Below are 23,263 nucleotides of genomic sequence, written 5' to 3'. Positions count from 1 at the left end.
TGATTAATTTGGCTAGATTTTTGATGCATTCTGTTTTATGAAAAAAATAATTTTCCTTTTGTTTTTTGGTAGTACCATACTTTTAACTGCTCAGGAATTGACATTTAAAAAAGGGGTAGTCACAGATTCGGTAATCATCAATGATTCTATCCAGGAATCTTTCGCATTATATCTCCCTAAGAACTTTGAAATATCAAAAAATTGGCCGGTGATCTTTCTTTTTGATGAGTTGGGTAGGGGAAGGCAATTGGTGCGGTTCTTTCAAGATGCTGCAGAGAAGGAAGGATATATTTTAGCTGCTTCAAATAGTATTCATGATTCACTCCCAATTTCCCAAAACATTTTGATATCGAACAGGATGTTCAATAAAACATTCCAGCTGTTTTCAATACACCCTAAAAGAATCTATACCGGGGGCATTGCCAATGGCGGGAGACTTGCCAGTATTGTACCTGTGTTTGTTCCAAATATTGATGGGGTGGTGTCTTTTGGCGGATCTCTGGGCAACGTAGAGGTTTTAAGTACAAAAAACATGTTTCATTATATCGGGATAGTAAGCAAAGAGGATTACAATTATCCTATTATGTTGGCCGATGAGTTAGTGCTGAATGGTTTAAAATTTCCAAATCAGCTGCTTTTGATGAATAATGGAAATAAAATGCAAGAGCAACATCAGTTACAAAAGGCCATGCAAATATTCACATTGTCATCTATGGCAAAAGGTAGTATTCCCCTGAACGAAACATTTTTGAATCAGAGTTATGAGGCTAACCTCGCTGAAATTGATAGTTTGATAGCCTCTAAAAAATTATTGGAAGCCGAAAAATTGATCCAGGAAACACAATCGGTTTATCGGGTTCACTTAAAAGTGGATGAGCTAAAGGAAAAATTGAAGACCCTGAAAAAGGACAAGCTATTTAGAACCCAAAGACGAAACGAGAACAATGTATTTTTTAAGGAATCGTTGATCAAAGAAGATTATGCCTATTATCTGGAAGAAGACGTACTTACCTATAATTTCAATAATTTGGGGTGGTGGAACTTTCAGATGGAGGATCTTAAGAAATATGAAAAGAGCCAAAATGTAGCAGAACGCCAAATGGGAAAACGACTATATGGTTATGTGAATGCCTTGGTTGACGATACCGAAAATATGTTGAAAAAAGAAAAGGTGGTAGATGAGGATGCTTTGCTTTTCGTCTTCATGTTAAAAACTATTACCGACCCAAAGGGATATGACTCATATTTGGAAATAATCTCCCTAAGCTCTAAGATAGAGGATTATGGAACCGCCCTTTTTTATATGGAGGAATTGCTTAAAAATGGATTTACGGATAAAGAAACCTTATATAATTTGGAGCATACTGCCTTGCTAAGAATAACGCCAGAATTTAATGAACTGGTAACCAAATATCTCGATGATGCCCGTTATGGGATTAAGGAACAATAAGGTGTGGTAATTTATCGAGATCCCAATCAATAACAAGTCCTTTGGCCAAGGATTGTGCAATGTCCTTGCCGTATAATAGTTCACATAAATAGAGCGCAGCTTCAAAACTTTTAGCTCCTCCTGCTGAGGTGATATATTTTCCGTCGTGAACAAACAGAACGCTATCCTGTACCTTTAGGTTTGGGAATTTATTTCGGTAAGTTTCAATATCGCTCGGAAAAGTGGTGGAGGTGACATTGTCCAATATCCCTGCTTTGGCCAAAACAAAAGCACCATCGCAATGGGAAGTCATGAATTGGGCCTTTTGGTCAACCATTTTTATAAAATTGATCATGGTAGTATCCTGTAGATCGCTGTCCAAATGGTGTTCTGCACTGGGAACTACCAATATGTCAATTTGTGGCAAAACGTCAGTGGTATAATCGTAATCGGGCAAAATGCGCAGGCCTTCAAAAGTGGTAATTGGTTTTAGGGTATTGGCAACCGTAAATACATTCATCGCTTTGATGCCTTCCCTAAACTGGGTGTGTTGAAAAATATCATAAGGAGCGGTGAACTCTGTGTTAAAGGTGCCATCCATGATTAAAAAGGCCACATTATACCTGTTGGGTGCAATATTGGGCACATGTTTTTTAGCCTCAGGAATATTTTTTGTTGCTTCTTTTTGACCACATCCAGCAAATAGGATGCTTATAAAAACCGTGAAAATTATAAAGGTTCTACCCATTTTTTTGGTATTTGTTGGTGTATTTTTTCAAAAGTAAAATTAATAAAATGTCGCTATCACGGCTCACAATTGTGCTGTAACGGACCTTAAATATATCCATGTAGCTCAAGTGAAATTCTAAATGATCGTATAATCAGCATAAATAAACAGTCAAGTTAAATGACAATCAACCCTAATTCTTTAAAATAGCTGTTCTTTAAAAAACTTAAAGGGTTGAATAGCTTTAATATTTTGACAGAATACTATTATTGCGATTTACAATCCATTTAATTCTATTGGACAACAACCCTCGATAAAAATATGGTATGTTGTATTTTTACAATTCGAACGACTTGAAACTATAGAAATGAGATATTTATATTTGATACTGCTTTTGCTTGCCCTAGGATGTAAAGAAAAGAAATATCATGCTGAAACCAAGGTTGATATCCCAGTCAATGGGTCTTCTGCCCTTATGGAAATTCTGGAATTTCAGAAAAAAATGAATCAAGAATTCAAAGACCCTGAGTCTTCCCCTTTGCCCGACCGGTATCGCATGGATTTTGAAGGACTGTCTTTTTTTCAACCCGATACAACCTTCAGGGTGGTGGCAAAATTTGTACGGACCCCTGAAGCAGTACCTTTTATGATGCCCACAACAACGGATAGGAAATCTAAGGAAGTTACTTATGGAGTGGCATATTTTTCATTAAAGGGCGAACAGTATCAATTGGAAGTCTATCAGAACCAGGAACTGATGTTGGAGGAGAAATATAAGGACTATTTGTTTCTTCCTTTTTTGGATGAGACCAACGGAGAAGAAACCTATACTGGGGGACGTTATATCGACTTAAGTATTCCTGAGGGAGATAGCTTGATCATAGATTTTAATAGGGCCTATAATCCTTATTGCGTCTACAATAAGAAATATTCCTGTCCAATTGTCCCTACAGTTAATTCCATGTCTTTGAAGGTTATGGCAGGGGTAAAGGCATTTGCGCCCGGTGATAAATAAAAAAAAGCCCTAGCAATTACTGCTAGGACTTTTTTGAAAAATATAAACTTAGCTACTTATAATTTAGAAAGAATAAACGGCTGCCAAAACAAAGGAGGAAAGACTCTTTGTTGGGGCAAGGTCGTTGTCAATAAAAGCATCATCAGATGCACTGTCCAGTCTCAATTCTGGTTTAATTATTAAATTTCCGATAGTAGCACTTCCAGTTAAGGTAACCGCGAATACACTGGAATCTTCAACTCCTGTTCCAATGGCTCCAAAGTCGCCAGTTTCAGTGAAATATTCACCTCTTAATCCAATGGTGAATGTATCGGAAGTGGCGTACTGTGGATATAAAGCTGCGCCGGCAAAACCTACTCCGTCATTGTCAAAATATGCTGCATTTATTCCCAAGAAAAACTCATCGGATACATCAAAACCTCCTGTGAAGTCGATTTCATACGCTCCGTCATCGGTAATAAAGTTTAAATATTGACCGCTATAGCCCAATTGTGCCCCAAAAGCGTAGTTTCCGGTCGGATTGAATTCAGTTAGATCCGTTGGGTTCAATACTGCAACCATGGCAGACCATTCGTTACCAAGATCAAAATCGGCCTTTAAACCTGTATGGGAGAAAGGACCATAAGAGAATAGGTAAGATGTACTGTAGTTAAAGTTGGCTACCGGTGAAATAACCTCGTACCCTAAAAAGGTATTGAAGTTACCGAAGGTCAATTTTACATTGTCACTAACATTCCAGTAGACATATAATTGGTTAACTATGTTTCCTGTGGCAGAATACATTGGGGATGCAAAAATAGCATCGGTACCACGAGGTCCAAAGACAAGATCGGCAACAAAACCAACATCTTCCCCTTCATAACTGGCAATTACATTTGCCATACCCAAGGCAAATCCCGGTAGGTTTGCGAATGACGATCCCGGTGCAATTGCATCCTCATCATTAGGGGCATTAAGGTTAGCGCGGTAGTAGGCATCTACAGATCCGCTCAATGAAAATTTTGGTGTTGTTTCTGCTTCTTCTTCCTGGGCAAAAAGTCCAGTTGTTAATAAAGCTATAGCTAAAAAAACTATTTTTTTCACGTAATTTGTATGGATAATCGTTTTCATATTTCAATGGTTTAATTGCCCTTATTTATAAGGAATGTTGAATTATTGTTCGTGATGTTTAATTGTGAAAAGGTTATGTAACGGAGCGTTCTGCAAAACGCTCCGTTTTTATTTGTTGTATACTGATTAATGTTGGTTCAATCTAAAATCTGGATAGGCATCCATTCCGTGTTCGTGAAGATCCAATCCTTCGATTTCTTCTTCCTTGGAAACCCGTATCCCTATCGTTTTCTTAAGTGTGTAAAGGATGATGAAGGCTGATATTGAACAAAATACCGCTGCTGCGCCAACTCCGGCTAATTGATAAAGGAATTGATCTCCACCGGCCTTTGCTCCAAAAATACCTACGGCCAAGGTGCCCCAGATACCACAGATCAAGTGAACTGCAATAGCTCCTACTGGATCGTCCAATTTAATTTTATCAATAAGCGCTACTCCAAATACAATAATTACACCTGCTATTCCACCTATTATGATAGATTCCAATGGCGACATTAAGTCTGCACCAGCAGTAATTCCGACCAATCCACCTAGAATACCATTTAAGAACATGGTAAGGTCATAATTTTTGTAAAGAATGGTAGAAAAGATAAATGCTCCTACGCCACCTGCTGCGGCTGCTAAACTTGTGGTAACCAATACCAGTGAAGTACCTGCTGGATCGGCTGAAAGTACTGAACCACCGTTAAATCCGAACCATCCTAACCAAAGAATCAATACTCCCGCTGCTGCGAAAGGAATGTTATGTCCTGGAATAGCGTTTGGTTTTCCGTCTTCTCCAAATTTACCGATACGTGGCCCTAAAAGGTACACAGCGATAATAGCTGCCCATCCACCTACAGAATGTACCAAAGTAGATCCTGCGAAATCATGAAATCCTGCATCATCACCTCCAAGGGTAGATAGGAATCCACCTCCCCATTGCCATGACCCAACAATTGGATAGACTAGGCCGACATATATAAGGGTGAAAATCATAAACGGACCTATTTTGATTCGTTCAGCTACTGCTCCAGAAACAATGGTCGCTGCTGTAGCGGCAAACATGGCCTGAAATAGAAAATCTGTCCAATATGTATATCCTCCGCTGGCATATTCAACGGTCATTCCCGCTTCTCCTGGATCCAATCCGAATCCTGCAAATCCAACATACCCGTTAAAATCACCCGGGTACATAAGGTTAAATCCACCTATATAGTATAATAGGAGTCCTACACATATAATAAATACATTCTTAAATAATATGTTGATCGTGTTTTTTTGTCTGGTGAGTCCAATCTCCAAAAGGGAGAATCCAAGGTGCATGAAGAATACAAGTCCTGTACAAATCATCATCCAAACATTATTGGCTGTAAATAATCCTGCTTCCATTTTTGTAATGTTTAATAAGTTTTACTTGAGTTAGTTGATACCTGAATGTCCATTTTCTTTTGTCCTAATGCGATAAGCATCGATGACATCGGAAATAAATATTTTTCCATCGCCTACATTTCCGGTACTGGCTGTCTCTAAAATGGTGCTAACGGTTCTGTCCAAGAAATCATCGGAAACCACAATAACCAGGTATCTTCTTTGGATATCTGATGTACTGTAGGAAATTCCGCGATAAACATGACCCTGCTTTTCATTTCCAACTCCAGTTACATCCCAGTAGCTGAAGAAGTTCACCTCAATTTGATGAAGTGCCTTTTTAACTTCGTCAAATTTTGACTTTCTAATAATTGCCTCTACTTTTTTCATAATTGATTTATTAATTATGGATCAAATGTATGTTAAAAAAATTAACACCCCCTAATTATAGGGGATAGATGCAATATTTTTATGTATATAATAAATTAACCCCCATAAAATTATGGGTATCTGTTTTTAAAGTTGATAATTTTGATGTTCAATCGCTTTTTATCAGTGCTAATCGAAAATAGTTGACATAAGTGTGCCTTTTTCGATAAGAAAATGCGAATTGTTTAAAGAATAAGGCAAAATGATATATTTCGCTTATCCTTATAATGGTATATGTAGTCTTGTAGTTAGATCAATTTGGAGATCCAGAGGCCTATAGCCACGGCTATAACGCCAATAATAATACTTGAAAGGGTGTAAAGGGAAAAGTTGAAAAGTTCACCAGCCTTGAGAAATGAATAGTTTTCAAATGCAAAAGAAGAAAAGGTAGTGAAGCCACCACAAAATCCGGTAGCTAATAATAAGGTTTGGTTTTGTGAAAGATAATTATGTTTGGCAGAAAGGCCCAGTAAGATACCTATAATGAGACATCCAATGCTGTTGGCTAAAAAAGTGCCTAAATAGAAGTTGATATATTGTTGGTTGTAGGTTTTGGAGATCAGAAAGCGCAACATGCTGCCTAATCCTCCACCCAAAAAAACAAGAATCATTTGTTTCATACTCTAAAAGTATAAAACTAAATGGCTTTTTTGTAATTGGAAGAACTTAAATCAATTGGATAGACCTTAGTGGCCGAACCTTGTAAGTTTTTATCTGCAGTAACTGTATTCTTCTTGCTGGTGCGGTTTACGCTAAAGATCAAAAGAATGGCATTTATTGCAACCAAGGTGATGAGAATGTTAAAAAATGTTACCATTTGTCCGAATTGTTTAGCAGTATAACGCAAAAATACGCCTTTTCTTATATTATACGTTGCAATTGGATTTTATGTTGTGAAGGTGGGAGTTTTTGTGGTTAAATCAGTTAAACTGTTAATTTTTAAGCAAATACTTAATAATAAAAAGAATAATTATGAAGGTTATGAAGGTTATGCCAATCCACTTGACCCCTTTGTAGTTTTTAAGGTGCAGTTGCTTGTCTTTTTTATATGAAAATATCATAACTCCAATAAAAACAATCACAAAAAAGCCGGCAAAAATTAATTGTCCGTTACTGAACATATTTTTTATTTTTACGCAAAGCTAACTTAAAATACAACAAAAATGAAACGTAAACTTCGCGCAGTAGAGCTATTCCACAGTTCATTTGGTCTGGGGGTGTCCAATACCACCATGGCAGATTTGGGAGCAAGGAAAAATTTGCTTCGATATAATTTGATGGATGAGGAGAATAAGGAATATCTGGAGGCTGCCAACAATAATGATTTGGTGGAAGTAGCGGATGCTCTAGGGGATATGTTGTATATCTTGTGCGGCACTATATTGGAACACGGCATGCAGTATAAAATAGAGGAAGTGTTCGAAGAGATACAACGCAGCAATATGAGTAAATTGGATGAAAATGGTAAACCTATCTACCGGGAAGATGGGAAGGTTTTGAAAGGTCCCAATTATTTTAAGCCAAACATCAAAGAAATTTTGGATAAGAAATAAAAAAAAGCACCTGAAAAGGTGCTTTTTTATGTAATCCGCTTTACTATAGTTTATACCTCCAGCCAAATTTGTCTTCGGCTCTGTTGTACTGTATGTCAGTGATGCGTTTCTTCAATAATGCAGCATAACTTTTATCCAGCTCGGGAAGCTCGTAATCCTTTTCTTGAAAACCAAAAGCTGAGATCGGTGAAATTACGGCAGCTGTTCCAGCGCCAAACATTTCCATCAACGTACCGTTTTTAGATGCCTCAACAACTTCCTTTACGGTGATTTTTCGAACTTCAACATTAATGCCTTCATCTTTTGCGAGTTCAATCAAGCTCTTTCTGGTTATACCATCCAATATCCTATCGCTGGTAGGGCTAGTAATCAAGGTGTCATTGATCCTGATGAAGATGTTCATAGCACCTGCTTCCTCAATATATTCGTGGCTATTGTCATCGGTCCAGATTACTTGGTTGTATCCTTTCGCAACAGCTAATTGTGTCGGGTAGAATTGTCCAGCATAGTTACCTCCAGCTTTGGCAAAACCTACCCCGCCGTTTGCAGACCTGGAGTATTTTTCTTCTATCAATACCTTTACCTTTCCAGAAAAGTATGGTCCAGAAGGTGCGCAAGCAATAATAAATTTATATTCATTGGCAGGAGAGGCATGAAACCCTTTCCCCGTTGCGAATACAAATGGTCTGATATACAGAGAGCTCCCTTCAGTTTGTGGGATCCACTGCTGGTCTACTTTTAACAAGGCCTTTAAGCCTTCCATAAAATATGCTTCAGGGATTTCCGGAATGGCCAATCTTTTAGATGAAATATTAAGGCGTTTCTGGTTTTCCAAAGGGCGGAACAACCAAACGTTGTTGTCTGTATCCTTGTAGGCCTTCATTCCCTCAAATACAGATTGTCCGTAGTGAAATATTTTGGAAGAAGGATCCAATGTAATGGGCTGATAAGGAACAACCTTGGGGGTTTCCCATGCGCCATCTTTATAGTCGCATACCATCATGTGATCTGTAACTATACTTCCAAATGATAGATTATTGAAATCTACTTGGTCAATTTTTGATGTTTTCGCTTTTTCAACGATAACATTCTTTACACTCGTATCCATTCAATTTAAATTTGTGGCAATAAAATTAATGAATTATCACTAGTTGCCCTTCTTTTTTCGTTTAAAAAAGACCAGATTTGTATTATGGAACAAAAAATTATCAGATATGAAAAGTTTTAACATTTTGCTTGTTTTAATGCTAGTGATTGTCTCATGTAAGGATAAGAAATCTACCCCGTTAGCATCTGAAAAAGCGGTAGAAACTGTAAATTACAACACCTACGGCGATGAAATTCAGTCCATTGGAGCTATTGCCGAATCGGAAATGTGGAATCGCTACAAGAATTTAGAGGTATCCGACACCCTCACTTCAAAATTTACGGCTACCGTTACCGAAGTTTGTCAGGCCAAAGGATGTTGGATGAAGTTGAAACTGGAAGATGGCCAAGAAGCTATGGTGCGGTTTAAGGGCTATGGTTTTTTTATGCCCAAGGATATTGTAGGCAAAGAAGTCGTAGTCAATGGGAAGGCTTTTGTAGAGCAACAATCCGTTGAGGATCAAAGGCATTTTGCAAAAGATACTGGTAAATCGGAAGATGAATTGGCATTGATCACCGAACCGAAAAAAACGTATAGTTTCGAGGCAGATGGTGTTCTGATAAAACAATAGGATGAAACGAAAAATTATTACCACTTCAGATGGTTCAAAGACCATACAAATAGAGGAATGGGATGAACAATACCACTCCAAGCATGGTGCTGTCCAAGAAGCATACCATGTGTTTATTAAGCATGGTCTATCGCTTTTTGAAAATAGGAAGATTTCAATACTTGAAATTGGGTTTGGCACAGGTCTGAATGCCCTAATTACATGGAAAGAAGCCGGCAGGTACAATTTGGAAATAGCGTATACAGGGGTAGAAGCTTATCCCGTGACCAAGGAAGAGGTAAAACAGTTAGATTATATTAGTGAACTCAACGCCCAAGAGTTGGCCAGTGGTTTCGAAAAAATGCATGATGCTCCCTGGGAGGAAACCATAGGATTGACCAAAAATTTTACCCTCCATAAGCAACAAAAAGATTTTATGGATATTACTGATAAGGAGGGGTATGACCTTATTTATTTTGATGCTTTTGGCGCAAGGGTACAGCCCGAACTATGGACAGAGACGCTTTTTCAAAAGATGTTCAATGCCCTCAGTGAAAATGGAGTGCTGGTGACCTATGCCGCAAAAGGAAGTGTGCGAAGGGCCATGCAGGCAGTTGGTTTTAAAGTGGAACGTTTACCCGGTCCCCCAGGGAAGAGGGAGATGCTCCGAGCTGTGAAAATTGATTTGGATGAAGTTAAAAGTTAAATAATAACATAAAATTATAATTTCCTTAAGTTATTGTTGGCCAATACTGTTAAACCTTAATTAAAGGGTTTGACCTCCCTGCTTAAAACCCATATCTTTACTTAAAAATTAACATGAAAATATTAATAACAGGTGCGACAGGTTTAGTAGGATCAGCGATTGTTGAGTTGTGCCACAAGAAAAATTTTGACGTTAATTACCTCTCCACAAGTAAAAGTAAAATTGTTTCCAATCCCAATTACAAAGGATTCTATTGGAACCCTTCCAAAGGTGAAATTGACCTTGAATGCTTTGAAGGAGTTACCTCTATCATTAATCTGGCCGGAGTCTCAATTTCTAAAAGATGGACGGAAAGCAATAAACAGGCGATTCTAAACAGCAGAATAAATAGTCTGAAAACATTGAGAAGTGGTGTGGAAAACGTTGATTCGAGTAAAATTGAGTCATTTATATCTGCTTCTGCCATAGGAATATATCCCGACTCCCTTTCCAATTATTATTCTGAGGAAGAAGAGGCTGTGGACGATAGTTTTTTGGGCAGTGTGGTCCAAGCTTGGGAAAAGGAGGCCGATACGTTCAAAAAGTTCAATTTTAGTGTTGCTAAAATTAGAATAGGCATGGTGCTTTCAGACAAGGGCGGTGCTCTTCCGGAAATGGCTAAGCCAATTAATAATTATGTCGGTGCTGCATTTGGGACAGGCGACCAATGGCAGTCATGGATACACATCAATGATTTGTCCAGAATGTTCCTATTTGTTGCCAATAACAAATTACAAGGTGTTTATAATGGGGTTGCCCCAAATCCTGTTTGCAACAATAAATTGATCAGGGAAATTGCGAAGCAATTGAAAAAACCTTTGATTCTGCCAAATATCCCCGAATTTCCAATGAAGCTGATTCTGGGGGAAATGTCCTATATCCTTTTTGCCAGCCAACGTGTAAGCAGTAAGAAAATGGAAGAAGAGGGGTTTAATTTTCATTATCCCAATATATGTAAGGCACTGGAAGGTGTTTATTCTGATGCAAGCAAGGTTAAGCAAGATGCTCCTGTTTCCCAAACCGAATTTTTGAGCTAAACGGACAAAGAAATTATATCAATGTCAAAACATAAACAACATCCGCCTAAAGTGGATGTTTTTTTATAAAATTTAATGACATTTTGACATTTTTAAAGAATTGGCAGTACTTTTGCCATCTGAATTTACCACGATTTTAAAGACATACATATGAGTAAGAAAAATAAAGCAGAAGAAATGGATGAAATGGTTTCCGATGCACCAATTAATGATGCAATGCAGGATAATGATGGGAAGGTAGGTGAAGAAAATTTGGAAGCCCAGGAAGAATTGACGGCAGAGGAACAATTGCAGGAGGATTTGGCCAAAGAAAAAGATAAGTTTTTACGTCTATTTGCGGAATTTGAAAATTACAAGAGACGTACTTCCAAAGAACGAATGGAATTGTTTAAAACTGCAGGTCAGGAAGTTATCGTTTCTTTATTGCCGGTAATTGATGATTTTGATCGTGCGATGAAGGAATTGGCGAAATCCGATGATAAGGAGATGTATAAAGGAGTTGAGCTTATCAACAATAAATTTAATGAAGTATTAAAGGGAAAGGGACTGCAAGTCATCGAAACGAAACAAGGTGATAATTTCGATGCTGAACTGCATGATGCCATAACACAGATACCAGCACCTGACAAAAAATTGAAAGGTAAAATAATTGATGTTATTGAAAAAGGTTTTACCCTAGGGGATAAAATTATTCGTCATCCAAAAGTTGTTGTTGGGAACTAAATAAAAAGTATGAAGGAAGATTATTATGACATTTTAGGAATTGGTAAAAATGCGAGTGCTGCCGAAATAAAAAAAGGGTATCGCAAAAAAGCTATTGAATATCACCCTGATAAAAATCCTGGTGATACCAAGGCCGAAGAAATGTTCAAAAAAGCAGCTGAGGCCTATGAGGTCCTCAGTGATCCAAATAAAAAAGCTAGATACGACCAATACGGACACGCTGCATTTGAAAACGGCGGTTTCGGCGGTGGAGGTGGTATGAATATGGATGACATATTCAGTCAGTTCGGAGATATCTTTGGCAGTGCATTTGGCGGCGGCGGTGGCTTTGGTGGCTTTAGCGGTTTTGGTGGCGGTGGCCAACAACGCAGGGTCAAAGGGAGCAACCTGAGGATTAGGGTTAAGCTAACCCTGGAAGAAGTAGCCAATGGCGTTGAAAAAACGGTCAAAGTAAGAAGAAAAGTCCAAGCAGAGGGCGTTACCTATACTACGTGCTCCACATGTGGGGGTAGGGGTCAGGTAACAAAAATTACCAACACCATTTTAGGTAGGATGCAAACTGCAGCAACGTGTAACGTTTGTGGTGGTAGCGGGCAGAGCATAGATAAAAAACCCAATGAAGCTGATGCACACGGGTTGATCCAAAAAGAAGAAACCGTGTCCATTAAGATACCAGGAGGTGTTGAGGAAGGCATGCAGTTAAAAGTTTCAGGCAAGGGTAACGATGCACCAGGGAATGGAGTACCAGGAGATTTATTGGTGGCCATTGAAACGGAAGAGCACGATACCTTGAAAAGAGAAGGGGATAATCTTCACTACGACCTTTATGTAAGCTTCTCTGAGGCTGTTCTGGGAACTTCAAAAGAAATAGATTCGGTAACTGGAAAGGTGAGGATCAAATTGGAACCGGGCATTCAATCGGGCAAAATCTTAAGACTAAGAGGTAAAGGAATCACTAGTCTTAACGGATATGGTGCCGGAGATCTTTTGGTCCATGTAAATGTTTGGACCCCAAAAGAAGCGAATAAGGAACAAAGGGAGTTTTTTGAACGCATGCAAAACCATGAGAATTTTGTTCCCAATCCAGAGAAATCCGATAAGTCATTTTTTGAAAAAGTGAAGGATATGTTCTCTTAGGGTATTATAGTTTTGATTTTAAATAAAAAACGTATATTTGATTTAATATTGGGAAACCAATATTAATTTTCTTTTTCATAGCAATTTTTTTCCCATCCTTATTTCTGATAAGGGTGGGTTTTGTTTTTAATAAAACATCTTAAAGTCAAATCTCCTTTTAAAGCATTTAATTATCTTTGGAAAAATTGCGTACATGAACTCTATTTTAGTAGCTGACAGTGTCTCCAAACAATTTGGGGATCACGCGGCACTTACAAATGTTTCCCTTGAAATTCCAAAGAATAGTATTTACGGCCTCCTTGGACCAAATGGTGCTGGAAAAACAACTTTGATCAGAATCATTAACCAAATTACCTATCCTGATAGCGGGAAGGTATATTTTGACGGGAAACCGCTACAGCCCCACCACATTTCCCTGATCGGTTATTTGCCGGAAGAAAGAGGGCTCTATAAAAGTATGAAGGTTGGGGAACAGGCATTGTATTTGGCGCAATTGAAAGGCCTTTCAAAAACGGAGGCAAAGGAACGATTGAAATATTGGTTCGACAGATTGGAAATAGGTGATTGGTGGGGAAAAAAGGTACAGGAACTCTCCAAGGGAATGGCACAGAAGATTCAGTTCATTGTAACTGTACTACACCAGCCCAAACTATTGATCTTTGATGAGCCATTTAGTGGTTTTGATCCTATAAATGCCAATCTTATAAAGGATGAGATACTTCAATTGAAGGAAAACGGGACTTCTATAATTTTCTCTACACATCGTATGGAATCTGTAGAAGAGCTCTGTGAATATATCGCACTTATCCATAAGTCGGAAAAAATTCTGGATGGGAAATTATCCGAAATTAAAAAGGCCTACAAGAACAATGTTTTTAAGGTTGGGCTGGAAGTGCTGGATGGGGAAAGTCTACTGAACGAACTGCAGCAGAAATTTGCCATATCTGCACCTATTTTTCTAAGGGAAGAAAATCAATTGGATTTCACCATTCAATTGCCAAATAACCATACGGGCGATCTTCTGGCGCATCTGTCCTCCAAAGCAAATATCAATCATTTTGTTGAGACCATTCCATCGGCAAACGAAATTTTTATTCAAACCATCCAAAGTAAAAATACCCATGAATAAGCTGTTACTCATTATTAAGCGGGAGTATTTGGCAAAGGTTAGGAATAAATCCTTTGTGATCATGACCTTTTTAAGTCCCATTCTTATGGTGGGTATGGTAGTGCTCATTGCATATTTGACCAAGGTGAACGACAATGAGGAGCGTGTTATTACGATCCTGAACGAGAGCGATTATTTTTCCAATGATTTTCTTTCCACGGATAATCTCTCTTACGTTAATTTTAAAGATATAAACCTTCAGGCCGCCAAGGATTCTACGGCTAGTTTAGGATTTTACGGCCTCTTGCATATTCCCAAGAACAGTGATCTGGAAACGGCAGCTCAAGATGCTGTATTTTATAGCAAGGATTCCCCAAGCACATCTGTACTTGAAATATTGGAAGATACTTTTCAGGATCGCTTGAGACTTGGAAGAATACAGGATTTAGGGGTTTCGGTGGCAGCTTTTGAAGCTATGGACAAGCGTTACGAAATTAATGCCACCACTTTTAGTGGGGAACAAAATTTAAAGGGCATAAATGAGCTTAAGGCTATTATTGGCGGTGGATTTGGGTATCTTATCATGATGTTCATCATCATCTACGGTGGCTTCGTCATGCGAAGTGTCATAGAGGAAAAAACAAGCAGGATTATCGAAGTCATTATTTCTTCAGTAAAGCCTTTTCAATTGATGCTGGGAAAAATTATTGGCACTTCCCTTGCCGGTATTACACAATTTGCCATTTGGATCGTATCAGCTATTCTACTGCTCTCTGTGGTCATACTAATTTTTGGTATTGAACCTGCCGCCCTAAGCAATGGCAGCGGCATGGGCTCTGAGGCTGTTGGCGGTATTTCTCCAAGTAGTGCCAATGAAACGATGCAGTTGTATGCCAATGAATTATTTCAGATCCCCTGGGCTATGCTAATTTCCTTTTTTTTGGTCTATTTTATTCTTGGTTATTTGATCTATAGTTCCATTTATGCCGCAATTGGTGCTGCTGTAGACAATGAGACCGATACCCAACAATTTATCTTTCCGATCATATTGCCACTTATGCTTGGAATTTATGTGGGCTTCTTTTCTGTATTCAATAATCCGCATGGCCCCATTGCTGTTGCGTTTTCATTATTTCCGCTTACCTCGCCAATTGTAATGCTTATGAGGTTACCTGGAGGACTGGGAGAGGGAGGCGTCCCTATTTGGCAATTGATCACTTCAATCGCCTTATTGATCGTTACCTTTATAGGCATTGTTTGGTTGGCTGCAAAGATCTACCGTGTTGGTATTTTAATGTACGGGAAAAAACCTAGTTATAGGGAACTCTTTAAATGGTTAAAATATTAAAATGATTAAGTTCAAAGAGGTTTGGTCGGAATTCAAAGATTTTTTATCACTTAAGGTTCTACCTAGTGATACCATAGATATTAATGTGGGGACTATCTTAACAGTAATCATCGTTATTATCATTGTTACCTTGCTATTGAAGGTGGTTTATAAGGTAGTAACCTCCAAATTGCCCGAGGAGGATAAAAATAAATTCGTTAGTATCTTCGGATTTTTTAAGTACATCCTGTACATCTTTGTTGTTTTAACGGTATTGCATGCCTCTGGTGTTAACCTGACAGTAATGTTGACCGCCTCAGCTGCCCTTTTTATAGGTCTAGGTTTTGCCCTCCAATATTTGTTTCAGGATATCATATCAGGTGTTTTAATTATACTTGACCAATCCTTGCATGTAGGGGATATAATTGAGGTTGAAGATAAGATTGGTAAGGTGTTCGAAATTAGGCTAAGAACAACTAGGGCCATAACCCGGGACGATAAGGTTATTGTTATTCCCAACCACATTTTTTTAACCGACAGTATTTATAATTATACCCAAAATCACAGGACTACTAGGGAAAGCGTAAAAGTTGGAGTTGCCTATGGGAGTGATGTTAGATTGGTCACAAAACTATTGGAGGAAGTAGCTGCTTCTCAAAAAGGGGTATTAAAAAGCCCTAAATCATTTGTTCTCTTTGAAGATTTTGGAGATTCTGCCCTGCTGTTTTCCATCAATTTCTTTATTAACGATAGTTTTAGTGACCCGAGATTAAAAAGTGAAATAAGGTATAAGATCAACGATAAATTCAGGGAACATAATATCAGCATTCCATTCCCACAAAGGGATGTCCATATATTTCAGTAGGTATCACGCGAGTTGATATTTGTAATATGGTGGACTCAATCTGAATAAAACTCAGATTGGCATGAAACATGGTTTACAATGTAAAAGTAGGAATACATAATTGTCAAGGGCTATCGGCCAAAAGTGTAATTTCTTAACTGTGTATGCCATGGCAGTACTGGTTAATAAAATGATGTGTCGGTAAACTTGAAAATTGAAAAATACCAAAAGAGTACAATAATCGTTAGTAGTTAATAAGTTAGAATAGATGTCAAAAATATTGGTAATTGAAGATGAATCGGCCATTAGAAGGGTCCTTGTGAAAATTTTGAGCGAGGAAAACGATTCCTATATTGTCGAGGAGGCAGAAGATGGTCTAAAAGGACTTGAAAGTATTAAAAAGGAAGATTTTGATTTGGTCCTCTGTGATATCAAAATGCCCAAAATGGATGGGGTTGAGGTGTTAGAGGCAGCTAGAAAGATACGACCAGAAATTCCCTTTATAATGATCTCCGGACATGGCGATTTGGATACAGCCGTCAATACCATGAGAATGGGAGCCTTTGATTATATCTCTAAACCACCGGATTTAAATAGATTGCTGACCACTGTGAGAAACGCATTGGACAAGAAGGAATTGGTCATAGAGAATAAAATTTTAAAGAAAAAGGTAAGTAAGAACTACCAAATGATCGGCGAGAGCCAAGCCTTGGAAACCATCAAGGATATGATCGAAAAGGTTGCTCCTACAGATGCCAGAGTATTAATAACCGGTTCCAATGGAACTGGGAAAGAATTGGTGGCCCACTGGATCCATGAAAAAAGCCAGCGTAATAGTGCACCATTTATAGAAGTGAATTGTGCAGCCATTCCATCGGAACTGATTGAAAGTGAACTTTTTGGACATGTTAAAGGTGCTTTTACATCCGCGGTAAAAGATAGGGCCGGGAAATTTGAGGCTGCCAATAATGGCACTATTTTTTTAGATGAAATTGGAGATATGAGCCTGTCGGCACAGGCCAAGGTTCTGAGGGCCCTTCAAGAAAATAAGATTTCAAGGGTTGGATCCGATAAGGATATTAAGGTAGATGTGCGCGTGATTGCTGCCACTAATAAGGACCTAAAAAAGGAAATAAAAGATGGTAACTTTAGGGAGGACCTTTACCATAGACTTGCAGTAATCTTGATACAAGTGCCAGATTTGAACGATCGTAGGGAAGATATTCCTCTGCTGATCTCCTATTTTGCTGATAAAATTTCCGAGGAGCACGGAACGGCAACAAAAACATTTTCAGACAAGGCCATTGAAATGTTACAGAACTATGACTGGACCGGAAATATTAGGGAATTGAGAAACGTTGTTGAACGCCTGATCATCCTTGGAGGAAAAGAAGTAACTGAAGAAGATGTCAAACTTTTTGGAAGCAAATAATATAAAGAGGTCCTTTTGAAAAGGACCTCTTTATGTTTAAATGGATTACTTTGAATTATTTTTGCAGGCCTCTAATTTCTTTAAGGCTTTCTCCGTTATGGATTTTGTTTTTAGATTATAGTACATTTTAGCCTCTGTCATATCAGTTCTCAATAATTGCTTTTCACAATTTTGAAAAACATTTATAGCATAGTCATAGGCTTCATCACAGTCAAGGGAATTAACAACCTTGGTAAGTGAATTTTCGTAGCTCAGTAGGGATTTGTCTATCTTTTCATGCAGAATTGATTGATCAGGTAGACGCATGGTAATCTTTTCTTGCTCAGTTTCCTTGGTATTCATGGCCAATACATCACTAGCATATTTACTCTTATGAAGTTCATGTTCACTTAGGGCATCCAAGCTTCCTATTGCATTCTGAATAGCCTTTCCCAACAGAATTCTTGTGCTGGCCATAGTTGAGGCCCGCGTGGCATTTTTTAAGTTTGCAGAAGTCTCATCTATACTTTTCGTTGCATATTCACAATCACAATTTTCAAACTGTTTTTTAGATTTATCTATTGCACTCAATGCTTTATAGGCATAGTATCTTGATTTGTTGATATTCTCGGCTTTTATGGCCATTTCGGTCTGGCTCTTTATATAACCAATATTGGAACTGGCATAATCACAGGCCTTGTTGATGTTAAAGGAAGATAAAATGCACAAAGCCAATGCACAAAGCAAAAAGTATTGTGTTTTCATAATGTAGGTTTTTAGAAGTAATGATTTGGGTGCATTACAAGATTAAAGGTAGTTAGGTCTATGGACTCCCTATTATTTAATCGATAAAGTGCCGTTTTACTATATGTTCGGAGCAAATTGTGAATTTATTAGTCGAAAAAAGGCTAAAATTTGTTCAGCTAGAGGGTATGGAAGGCATAAAATATATTTATATTCATGGCATGAAGAAAATTAAAACGGAACACTATAAGGTAACTTCTCCTATTACCTTATCTGATATGGATACGTCTGGAAATCTGAAGGCATCCGATAGAAAATTAAAGAAGGAGTTGGAAGGGATTAGAGAGGATTTGGGCAAATTTCAAGATATCCTTTATGCCCATGGCAAATATAGTGTGCTAATCTGCCTACAAGGAACGGATACTGCGGGGAAGGATAGTCTCATCCGTGAGGTGTTCAAGGATTTTAACGCCAGAGGGGTAGTGGTCCATAGTTTTAAGGTCCCAACCGAATTGGAACTAAAGCATGATTATCTGTGGAGGCACTACATCGCATTACCGGCAAAAGGTAAATTTGGGGTTTTCAACCGTACACATTATGAAAATGTACTAGTGACAAGAGTACACCCCGAATATATAATGGGGGAGCACATTCCCGGAATTCACGATGTGTCCGATATAGATCAACAGTTTTGGGAAAAGCGCTTTGAGCAAATAAATAATTTTGAAAGGCATATCTCCGAAAATGGAACCATCATATTTAAGTTCTTCCTTCACCTTTCCAAAGAAGAGCAACGACAACGTCTTTTAAGAAGATTGGAACTACAGCAAAAAAATTGGAAGTTTTCTCCTGGGGATCTAAAAGAGCGAAAATTATGGGACAAATATCAGGAATGTTATCAAGAGGCCATTAATAAGACTTCCAACCCCAAGGCACCTTGGTATGTTATTCCTGCAGATAATAAAGAGGGGGCCCGGGTTATTGTTGCCTCCATTTTACTGGAAGAGTTAAAAAAATACAAAGATATAGTGGAACCCGAACTCAATGATGAAATAAAGGCTAATTTAGAAGCTTATAAAAAGCAATTAGAAAAAGAAAAATCATGAGAATACTAGGGCTAATAATGTTTTTAGCGGTGGCGATGGGGTTTTCCCAAACCAGTGATGAAAAACAGATAAGAGCAATTTATAGTTCTACATTAACAGAAGGCAAGGCTTATGACTGGCTCAATTATTTATCCAATCAGATTGGTGGTAGGCTTTCTGGATCCATACAAGCGCAACAGGCGGTAGAATACACAAAAAAGCAAATGGACTCACTAGGGTTGGATAAAGTGTGGCTTCAGCCAGTTATGGTTCCCAAATGGGTACGGGGCACCCCGGAATTCGCCTATATTGAAAACCAACCCGGAATGACCAATAATGTTCCCATATGTGCCCTTGGAGGATCTGTGGCAACTCCTGGGGTGGGCATTAAGGCAGATATTATAGAAGTAAAAGGTATAGAGGAACTCAAAGAATTGGGAAGGTCAAAGGTTGCCGGTAAAATAGTATTCTTTAATCGTCCTATGGACCCTACCTTGATCAAGACATTTGAGGCTTATTCCGGTTGTGTGGACCAGCGTTATTCTGGAGCTGAGGAAGCAGGAAAATTAGGGGCTGTAGGGGTTATTGTAAGATCAATGAATTTGCGTTTAGACGATTATCCGCATACAGGATCTATGAGTTATGGGGATTTACCAGTGGATAAAAGAATTCCGGCTGCCGCTATTAGTACCAAGGGTGCTGATTTGTTGAGTACCACTATAAAATTGAATCCAAAGGTCAAATTCTTTTTTAGACAGAGCTGTAAGCAATATAATGATGTGGAGTCCTTTAATGTAATCGGGGAAATAACAGGGAGCACCTATCCCAATGAGATTATGGTAGTGGGGGGGCATCTGGATTCTTGGGACCTTGGAGATGGATCCCATGACGATGGGGCCGGGGTAGTACAAAGTATGGAAGTACTTAGATTGATGAAAGTAAATGGTTATAAGCCCCAACGTACGATAAGGGCCGTTTTGTTTATGAATGAGGAAAACGGACTAAGGGGAGGTAATAAATATGCCGAAGTAGCCAAAAGTAAAAATGAGAAGCACATATTTGCCCTAGAAAGCGATTCTGGAGGTTTTACGCCTCGAGGATTTTCCTTTGATAGTTCCGATGCCAATCTTGAAAGGGTGTTGAAATGGAAGTCCTTATTTGAACCTTATTTAGTTCATGTTTTCGAAAAGGGATATAGTGGTGCGGATATAGGTCCCTTAAAGGATCAGCAGATTGTTATGGCCGGCTTGGTTCCTGACTCTCAACGTTATTTTGATCATCACCATGCACAAAATGATACTTTTGAGCATGTGAATAAAAGAGAACTGGAGCTAGGTGCTGCAGCAATGGCAAGCCTTGTCTACCTATTTGATAAGTACGGTATTCTCCCAAACTAAATAAATATCAGATTTAATATCCAAAAACGGGGATGATGCTACAATCGTCCCCGTTTTTTTATTCTAGTTCTTTTGAAACCCATATAGACTTATTTTAAGAAGAAAAATAAATCCGTACCTTTGCACCTCATTAAAAACGAGCAAAATGCAAGACGGAATATATGCTAAATTCAACACTTCTAAAGGGGAGATTTTAGTGAAATTGACACATGACAAAACCCCAGGGACAGTGGGTAATTTTGTGGCTTTGGCCGAAGGAAATATGGAGAACAGTGTAAAACCACAGGGTACTCCTTATTATGATGGAATTTCTTTTCACAGGGTTATTCCAGATTTTATGATCCAAGGAGGTTGTCCTTTGGGCACAGGTACAGGTGATGGTGGATATAAGTTTGATGACGAATTCCATAAAGACCTTAAGCACGATGCTCCTGGCGTATTATCCATGGCTAATGCTGGTCCTGCAACCAATGGGACACAATTTTTTATTACCCATATAGCAACACCATGGTTAGATAATAAACATACTGTATTCGGTCATGTAGTAGAAGGACAAGATATAGTTGACGCTATTTCACAAGGAGATAAAATTAAAACCTTGGAAATTGTACGTGTAGGGGAAGAGGCAGAGAAATGGAATGCTATCGAAGCTTTCCGCACGTTTGAAGGATCAAGAGAGAAGAGGTTGGCAGCTGAAAAGGCAAAGCAAGCTGAAGAATTGGATAAGGTTGCAGCTGGCTTTGATGAAACTGCATCTGGACTTAGATACAAAATCATCCAAAAAGGAAATGGCACCAAGGCCGAAAAAGGTCAAACGGTGTCCGTTCATTATGAAGGTGCTTTGGTAGATGGTACTGTTTTTGATTCCTCTTACAAGAGAAATCAACCTATTGATTTTAAATTAGGTGTCGGACAAGTAATCCCAGGTTGGGATGAAGGTATTAGCATGTTAAAAGTAGGTGATAAAGCACGTTTTGTTATACCATCTAATTTGGCTTACGGTAGTGCAGGAGCTGGAGGGGTAATTCCTGGAGATGCCACCTTGGTTTTCGATGTAGAATTGATGAAAGTAAAATAAAGGCTGGTTATTCAATTCCCAAGATGATTTTGTAGGGAATTGATTTATTAGGATAGAAAGTTTATAAAAGGGGTGCCAATACGTTGGTATCCCTTTTATATTTTACTGGAAGTGCGGTTTACACTGATAATCAACAGTAAAATGTTTATAGCCAAGAGTATACATAATATGCCAAAAAATGTAGCCATTACTTTAAATATTTGTGGTCTTGGAAAGGCCGGTTGTTAAAGTAACACCCAAAAGAGGAAAAACCCTACCTTTTTTATTTTTTAGGTTTGGCATTGTTGACGCTTATAACTAATAGCAGGGCATTAATTGCAAGCAATAATAATAGGATACCGAAGAATGTGCTCATATATGGTTGTTTATTATTTGGGGGAGGTTATTATCCTCTTAGATGGCGCAAAGATAAATAGGTTGCGTGTCAAAATATAGAATTTTTACTATTATTTTGTTCTATACAAATACTGTGTCTTACAAGTGGTTTTATTTCAGGTATTTAATCATTTAGAAAGAAATCATTACCGTAAGGTCTATAGTTATTGAACATTAGATATTGGACAATAACATTAATTTATTAGTCTTTATAATGGGAAAGTGAAAAGAGAGGGCATAAAAAAGCCCGTTAATTTGCATTAACAGGCTTCTGAGTCTTTCAATAAAAAGTTAAAGAGTAAGTATTAAATTACTTTTACATTTACTGCGTTCAATCCTTTTTTACCTTGTTCCAATTCGAATTCTACTTCATCTCCTTCGCGAATCTCATCGATCAATCCTGAAATGTGTACAAAGTGTTCTTTGTTTGATCCTTCTTCAACGATAAATCCAAATCCTTTAGAGTCGTTGAAAAATTTTACTGTTCCTTTATTCATTACTAAAAATTAAAAAATTAAATATGGCACAAATGTATGATTAAATATTTTAAATCATTTGTTTTTGAGGTGTTTATATTAAAATCTTGTAGAATATTAGAGCTGAAATTGGAATAAAATATATAAAATTTGGTCCCCAACCTCTGTAATTACAAGGAGGAACACCTAATCCCGTAATTCTTGACCTATTTATTTTTTTTCGAATAGAGATATAGATTTTCTACTTTTTCCCTTGCCCATGGGGTCTTCCTTAAGAATTTTAGACTCGATTTTATAGAGGGATCGTTATTGAAGCACTTGATATTGATTCTTTTACCTAAATCGAACCATCCGTATTCCGCAACCAAATGATCCAGAATGTCGGCCAATTTTATTCCATGCAGCGGATTATTTACCTGATCATTTCCAACCTTTTGTTCTTTTTTATTCTCTTCCATGAACTAAT

At 38.1% G+C, this 23,263-nt stretch carries 25 protein-coding genes; 15 read left to right on the top strand and 10 right to left on the bottom strand.

Annotated elements, in window-relative coordinates; translation table 11 throughout:
* Window positions 1–37: 37 nt before the first annotated feature.
* The gene (locus ABXZ32_RS01980) at window positions 38–1,450 is read left to right on the top strand and encodes an alpha/beta hydrolase (RefSeq protein WP_354617007.1); all 1,413 of its coding nucleotides are present in this window, start codon (window positions 38–40) and stop codon (window positions 1,448–1,450) included.
* Here the strand turns inward: ABXZ32_RS01980 and ABXZ32_RS01975 are convergent.
* Window positions 1,437–2,177 carry a DJ-1/PfpI family protein gene (locus ABXZ32_RS01975; RefSeq protein ID WP_354617006.1) on the bottom strand — a complete coding sequence of 247 codons (741 nt, stop codon included), beginning with the start codon at window positions 2,175–2,177 and terminating at the stop codon, window positions 1,437–1,439. The genes ABXZ32_RS01980 and ABXZ32_RS01975 overlap by 14 nt on opposite strands.
* 346 nt (window positions 2,178–2,523) lie before the next feature.
* Between ABXZ32_RS01975 and ABXZ32_RS01970 the strand changes: the two genes are divergently transcribed.
* On the top strand, window positions 2,524–3,171 hold the full coding sequence (locus ABXZ32_RS01970; RefSeq protein WP_354617005.1) for a DUF1684 domain-containing protein: 648 nt from the start codon (window positions 2,524–2,526) through the stop codon (window positions 3,169–3,171).
* A 63-nt stretch (window positions 3,172–3,234) separates the two neighbouring features.
* Here ABXZ32_RS01970 and ABXZ32_RS01965 read toward each other — a convergent pair whose 3' ends face one another.
* The 5 genes from ABXZ32_RS01965 to ABXZ32_RS01945 form a co-directional block, all read right to left on the bottom strand.
* Window positions 3,235–4,281 carry a porin gene (locus ABXZ32_RS01965; protein ID WP_354617004.1) on the bottom strand — a complete coding sequence of 349 codons (1,047 nt, stop codon included), beginning with the start codon at window positions 4,279–4,281 and terminating at the stop codon, window positions 3,235–3,237.
* Window positions 4,282–4,407: 126 nt separating this feature from the next.
* On the bottom strand, window positions 4,408–5,652 hold the full coding sequence (locus ABXZ32_RS01960; RefSeq protein WP_354617003.1) for an ammonium transporter: 1,245 nt from the start codon (window positions 5,650–5,652) through the stop codon (window positions 4,408–4,410).
* Between the two features lie 30 nt (window positions 5,653–5,682).
* Window positions 5,683–6,021, bottom strand: a complete 339-nt coding sequence (locus ABXZ32_RS01955) for a P-II family nitrogen regulator (RefSeq protein WP_062055294.1) — start codon at window positions 6,019–6,021, stop codon at window positions 5,683–5,685.
* Window positions 6,022–6,308: 287 nt separating this feature from the next.
* On the bottom strand, window positions 6,309–6,680 hold the full coding sequence (gene crcB / locus ABXZ32_RS01950; RefSeq protein ID WP_354617002.1) for a fluoride efflux transporter CrcB: 372 nt from the start codon (window positions 6,678–6,680) through the stop codon (window positions 6,309–6,311).
* A 17-nt stretch (window positions 6,681–6,697) separates the two neighbouring features.
* Complete coding sequence (locus ABXZ32_RS01945; protein ID WP_354617001.1) at window positions 6,698–6,877, bottom strand: hypothetical protein; 180 nt, start codon at window positions 6,875–6,877, stop codon at window positions 6,698–6,700.
* Window positions 6,878–7,223: 346 nt separating this feature from the next.
* Here ABXZ32_RS01945 and ABXZ32_RS01940 point away from each other — a divergent pair, with 346 nt between their 5' ends.
* Window positions 7,224–7,613: a nucleoside triphosphate pyrophosphohydrolase family protein gene (locus ABXZ32_RS01940; protein ID WP_354617000.1), complete on the top strand. Its 390-nt coding sequence runs from the start codon at window positions 7,224–7,226 to the stop codon at window positions 7,611–7,613.
* A 43-nt stretch (window positions 7,614–7,656) separates the two neighbouring features.
* Here ABXZ32_RS01940 and ABXZ32_RS01935 read toward each other — a convergent pair whose 3' ends face one another.
* A complete protein-coding gene (locus tag ABXZ32_RS01935; protein ID WP_354616999.1) occupies window positions 7,657–8,721 on the bottom strand; it encodes a branched-chain amino acid aminotransferase in 1,065 nt (354 codons plus the stop codon).
* 106 nt (window positions 8,722–8,827) lie between these two features.
* On the opposite strand from ABXZ32_RS01935, the gene ABXZ32_RS01930 reads away from it, so the two are divergent.
* The 9 genes from ABXZ32_RS01930 (at window position 8,828) to ABXZ32_RS01890 (ending at window position 17,663) form a co-directional block, all read left to right on the top strand.
* Window positions 8,828–9,331 (top strand): DUF4920 domain-containing protein, encoded by a 504-nt coding sequence (locus ABXZ32_RS01930; protein WP_354616998.1) that lies wholly within the window; start codon window positions 8,828–8,830, stop codon window positions 9,329–9,331.
* Window position 9,332: 1 nt separating this feature from the next.
* Window positions 9,333–10,016: a tRNA (5-methylaminomethyl-2-thiouridine)(34)-methyltransferase MnmD gene (gene mnmD / locus ABXZ32_RS01925; RefSeq protein WP_354616997.1), complete on the top strand. Its 684-nt coding sequence runs from the start codon at window positions 9,333–9,335 to the stop codon at window positions 10,014–10,016.
* A gap of 113 nt (window positions 10,017–10,129) precedes the next feature.
* Complete coding sequence (locus ABXZ32_RS01920) at window positions 10,130–11,092, top strand: TIGR01777 family oxidoreductase (RefSeq protein WP_354616996.1); 963 nt, start codon at window positions 10,130–10,132, stop codon at window positions 11,090–11,092.
* A 216-nt stretch (window positions 11,093–11,308) separates the two neighbouring features.
* On the top strand, window positions 11,309–11,815 hold the full coding sequence (locus ABXZ32_RS01915) for a nucleotide exchange factor GrpE (protein WP_408016613.1): 507 nt from the start codon (window positions 11,309–11,311) through the stop codon (window positions 11,813–11,815).
* A gap of 9 nt (window positions 11,816–11,824) precedes the next feature.
* A complete protein-coding gene (dnaJ, locus tag ABXZ32_RS01910; protein ID WP_354616994.1) occupies window positions 11,825–12,952 on the top strand; it encodes a molecular chaperone DnaJ in 1,128 nt (375 codons plus the stop codon).
* 193 nt (window positions 12,953–13,145) lie between these two features.
* Window positions 13,146–14,081 (top strand): ABC transporter ATP-binding protein, encoded by a 936-nt coding sequence (locus ABXZ32_RS01905; RefSeq protein WP_354616993.1) that lies wholly within the window; start codon window positions 13,146–13,148, stop codon window positions 14,079–14,081.
* The gene (locus ABXZ32_RS01900; protein ID WP_354616992.1) at window positions 14,074–15,408 is read left to right on the top strand and encodes an ABC transporter permease; all 1,335 of its coding nucleotides are present in this window, start codon (window positions 14,074–14,076) and stop codon (window positions 15,406–15,408) included. Before ABXZ32_RS01905 ends, ABXZ32_RS01900 begins: the two co-directional genes overlap by 8 nt.
* Window position 15,409: 1 nt before the next feature.
* Window positions 15,410–16,252: a mechanosensitive ion channel family protein gene (locus ABXZ32_RS01895; RefSeq protein WP_354616991.1), complete on the top strand. Its 843-nt coding sequence runs from the start codon at window positions 15,410–15,412 to the stop codon at window positions 16,250–16,252.
* Window positions 16,253–16,499: 247 nt separating this feature from the next.
* Window positions 16,500–17,663 carry a sigma-54-dependent transcriptional regulator gene (locus ABXZ32_RS01890; RefSeq protein WP_354616990.1) on the top strand — a complete coding sequence of 388 codons (1,164 nt, stop codon included), beginning with the start codon at window positions 16,500–16,502 and terminating at the stop codon, window positions 17,661–17,663.
* Between the two features lie 45 nt (window positions 17,664–17,708).
* On the opposite strand, the gene ABXZ32_RS01885 is transcribed toward ABXZ32_RS01890, so the two are convergent.
* On the bottom strand, window positions 17,709–18,407 hold the full coding sequence (locus ABXZ32_RS01885) for a hypothetical protein (protein WP_354616989.1): 699 nt from the start codon (window positions 18,405–18,407) through the stop codon (window positions 17,709–17,711).
* A 200-nt stretch (window positions 18,408–18,607) separates the two neighbouring features.
* Between ABXZ32_RS01885 and ABXZ32_RS01880 the strand changes: the two genes are divergently transcribed.
* The 3 genes from ABXZ32_RS01880 (at window position 18,608) to ABXZ32_RS01870 (ending at window position 21,946) form a co-directional block, all read left to right on the top strand.
* Window positions 18,608–19,492, top strand: coding sequence for a PPK2 family polyphosphate kinase (locus tag ABXZ32_RS01880; protein WP_354616988.1), 885 nt, complete (start codon window positions 18,608–18,610; stop codon window positions 19,490–19,492).
* Window positions 19,489–20,868 (top strand): M20/M25/M40 family metallo-hydrolase, encoded by a 1,380-nt coding sequence (locus tag ABXZ32_RS01875; RefSeq protein ID WP_354616987.1) that lies wholly within the window; start codon window positions 19,489–19,491, stop codon window positions 20,866–20,868. The genes ABXZ32_RS01880 and ABXZ32_RS01875 overlap by 4 nt, the downstream gene beginning before the upstream one ends.
* Window positions 20,869–21,013: 145 nt before the next feature.
* Entirely contained in the window at window positions 21,014–21,946 is a 933-nt protein-coding gene (locus ABXZ32_RS01870; protein WP_354616986.1) for a peptidylprolyl isomerase, read from the top strand.
* A 680-nt stretch (window positions 21,947–22,626) separates the two neighbouring features.
* Here the strand turns inward: ABXZ32_RS01870 and ABXZ32_RS01865 are convergent.
* Both ABXZ32_RS01865 and ABXZ32_RS01860 read right to left on the bottom strand, forming a co-directional pair.
* The gene (locus tag ABXZ32_RS01865) at window positions 22,627–22,818 is read right to left on the bottom strand and encodes a cold-shock protein (RefSeq protein WP_062055258.1); all 192 of its coding nucleotides are present in this window, start codon (window positions 22,816–22,818) and stop codon (window positions 22,627–22,629) included.
* 185 nt (window positions 22,819–23,003) lie between these two features.
* Window positions 23,004–23,255, bottom strand: a complete 252-nt coding sequence (locus tag ABXZ32_RS01860; protein ID WP_354616985.1) for a VF530 family protein — start codon at window positions 23,253–23,255, stop codon at window positions 23,004–23,006.
* Window positions 23,256–23,263 lie beyond the last annotated feature (8 nt).

The organism is Sediminicola luteus, from assembly GCF_040566555.1.
Taxonomy (GTDB): Bacteria; Bacteroidota; Bacteroidia; order Flavobacteriales; family Flavobacteriaceae; genus Sediminicola.
Note: the sequence above shows the minus strand (reverse complement) of the source record. Positions and strands in the feature narration are given on the sequence as shown.

Excerpts from the sequence above, each read along its gene's own strand:
- ABXZ32_RS01955 (WP_062055294.1), bottom strand. The coding sequence starts at position 6,021 with ATGAAAAAAGTAGAGGCAATTATTAGAAAGTCAAAATTTGACGAAGTT.
- ABXZ32_RS01940 (WP_354617000.1), top strand. The coding sequence starts at position 7,224 with ATGAAACGTAAACTTCGCGCAGTAGAGCTATTCCACAGTTCATTTGGT.
- dnaJ (WP_354616994.1), top strand. The coding sequence starts at position 11,825 with ATGAAGGAAGATTATTATGACATTTTAGGAATTGGTAAAAATGCGAGT.
- mnmD (WP_354616997.1), top strand. The coding sequence starts at position 9,333 with ATGAAACGAAAAATTATTACCACTTCAGATGGTTCAAAGACCATACAA.
- ABXZ32_RS01895 (WP_354616991.1), top strand. The coding sequence starts at position 15,410 with ATGATTAAGTTCAAAGAGGTTTGGTCGGAATTCAAAGATTTTTTATCA.
- ABXZ32_RS01860 (WP_354616985.1), bottom strand. The coding sequence starts at position 23,255 with ATGGAAGAGAATAAAAAAGAACAAAAGGTTGGAAATGATCAGGTAAAT.
- ABXZ32_RS01915 (WP_408016613.1), top strand. The coding sequence starts at position 11,309 with ATGCAGGATAATGATGGGAAGGTAGGTGAAGAAAATTTGGAAGCCCAG.
- ABXZ32_RS01980 (WP_354617007.1), top strand. The coding sequence starts at position 38 with ATGAAAAAAATAATTTTCCTTTTGTTTTTTGGTAGTACCATACTTTTA.
- ABXZ32_RS01920 (WP_354616996.1), top strand. The coding sequence starts at position 10,130 with ATGAAAATATTAATAACAGGTGCGACAGGTTTAGTAGGATCAGCGATT.
- ABXZ32_RS01900 (WP_354616992.1), top strand. The coding sequence starts at position 14,074 with ATGAATAAGCTGTTACTCATTATTAAGCGGGAGTATTTGGCAAAGGTT.
- ABXZ32_RS01875 (WP_354616987.1), top strand. The coding sequence starts at position 19,489 with ATGAGAATACTAGGGCTAATAATGTTTTTAGCGGTGGCGATGGGGTTT.
- ABXZ32_RS01975 (WP_354617006.1), bottom strand. The coding sequence starts at position 2,177 with ATGGGTAGAACCTTTATAATTTTCACGGTTTTTATAAGCATCCTATTT.
- ABXZ32_RS01945 (WP_354617001.1), bottom strand. The coding sequence starts at position 6,877 with ATGGTAACATTTTTTAACATTCTCATCACCTTGGTTGCAATAAATGCC.
- ABXZ32_RS01930 (WP_354616998.1), top strand. The coding sequence starts at position 8,828 with ATGAAAAGTTTTAACATTTTGCTTGTTTTAATGCTAGTGATTGTCTCA.
- ABXZ32_RS01880 (WP_354616988.1), top strand. The coding sequence starts at position 18,608 with ATGAAGAAAATTAAAACGGAACACTATAAGGTAACTTCTCCTATTACC.
- ABXZ32_RS01970 (WP_354617005.1), top strand. The coding sequence starts at position 2,524 with ATGAGATATTTATATTTGATACTGCTTTTGCTTGCCCTAGGATGTAAA.
- ABXZ32_RS01960 (WP_354617003.1), bottom strand. The coding sequence starts at position 5,652 with ATGGAAGCAGGATTATTTACAGCCAATAATGTTTGGATGATGATTTGT.
- ABXZ32_RS01905 (WP_354616993.1), top strand. The coding sequence starts at position 13,146 with ATGAACTCTATTTTAGTAGCTGACAGTGTCTCCAAACAATTTGGGGAT.
- crcB (WP_354617002.1), bottom strand. The coding sequence starts at position 6,680 with ATGAAACAAATGATTCTTGTTTTTTTGGGTGGAGGATTAGGCAGCATG.
- ABXZ32_RS01935 (WP_354616999.1), bottom strand. The coding sequence starts at position 8,721 with ATGGATACGAGTGTAAAGAATGTTATCGTTGAAAAAGCGAAAACATCA.
- ABXZ32_RS01890 (WP_354616990.1), top strand. The coding sequence starts at position 16,500 with ATGTCAAAAATATTGGTAATTGAAGATGAATCGGCCATTAGAAGGGTC.
- ABXZ32_RS01865 (WP_062055258.1), bottom strand. The coding sequence starts at position 22,818 with ATGAATAAAGGAACAGTAAAATTTTTCAACGACTCTAAAGGATTTGGA.
- ABXZ32_RS01885 (WP_354616989.1), bottom strand. The coding sequence starts at position 18,407 with ATGAAAACACAATACTTTTTGCTTTGTGCATTGGCTTTGTGCATTTTA.
- ABXZ32_RS01965 (WP_354617004.1), bottom strand. The coding sequence starts at position 4,281 with ATGAAAACGATTATCCATACAAATTACGTGAAAAAAATAGTTTTTTTA.
- ABXZ32_RS01870 (WP_354616986.1), top strand. The coding sequence starts at position 21,014 with ATGCAAGACGGAATATATGCTAAATTCAACACTTCTAAAGGGGAGATT.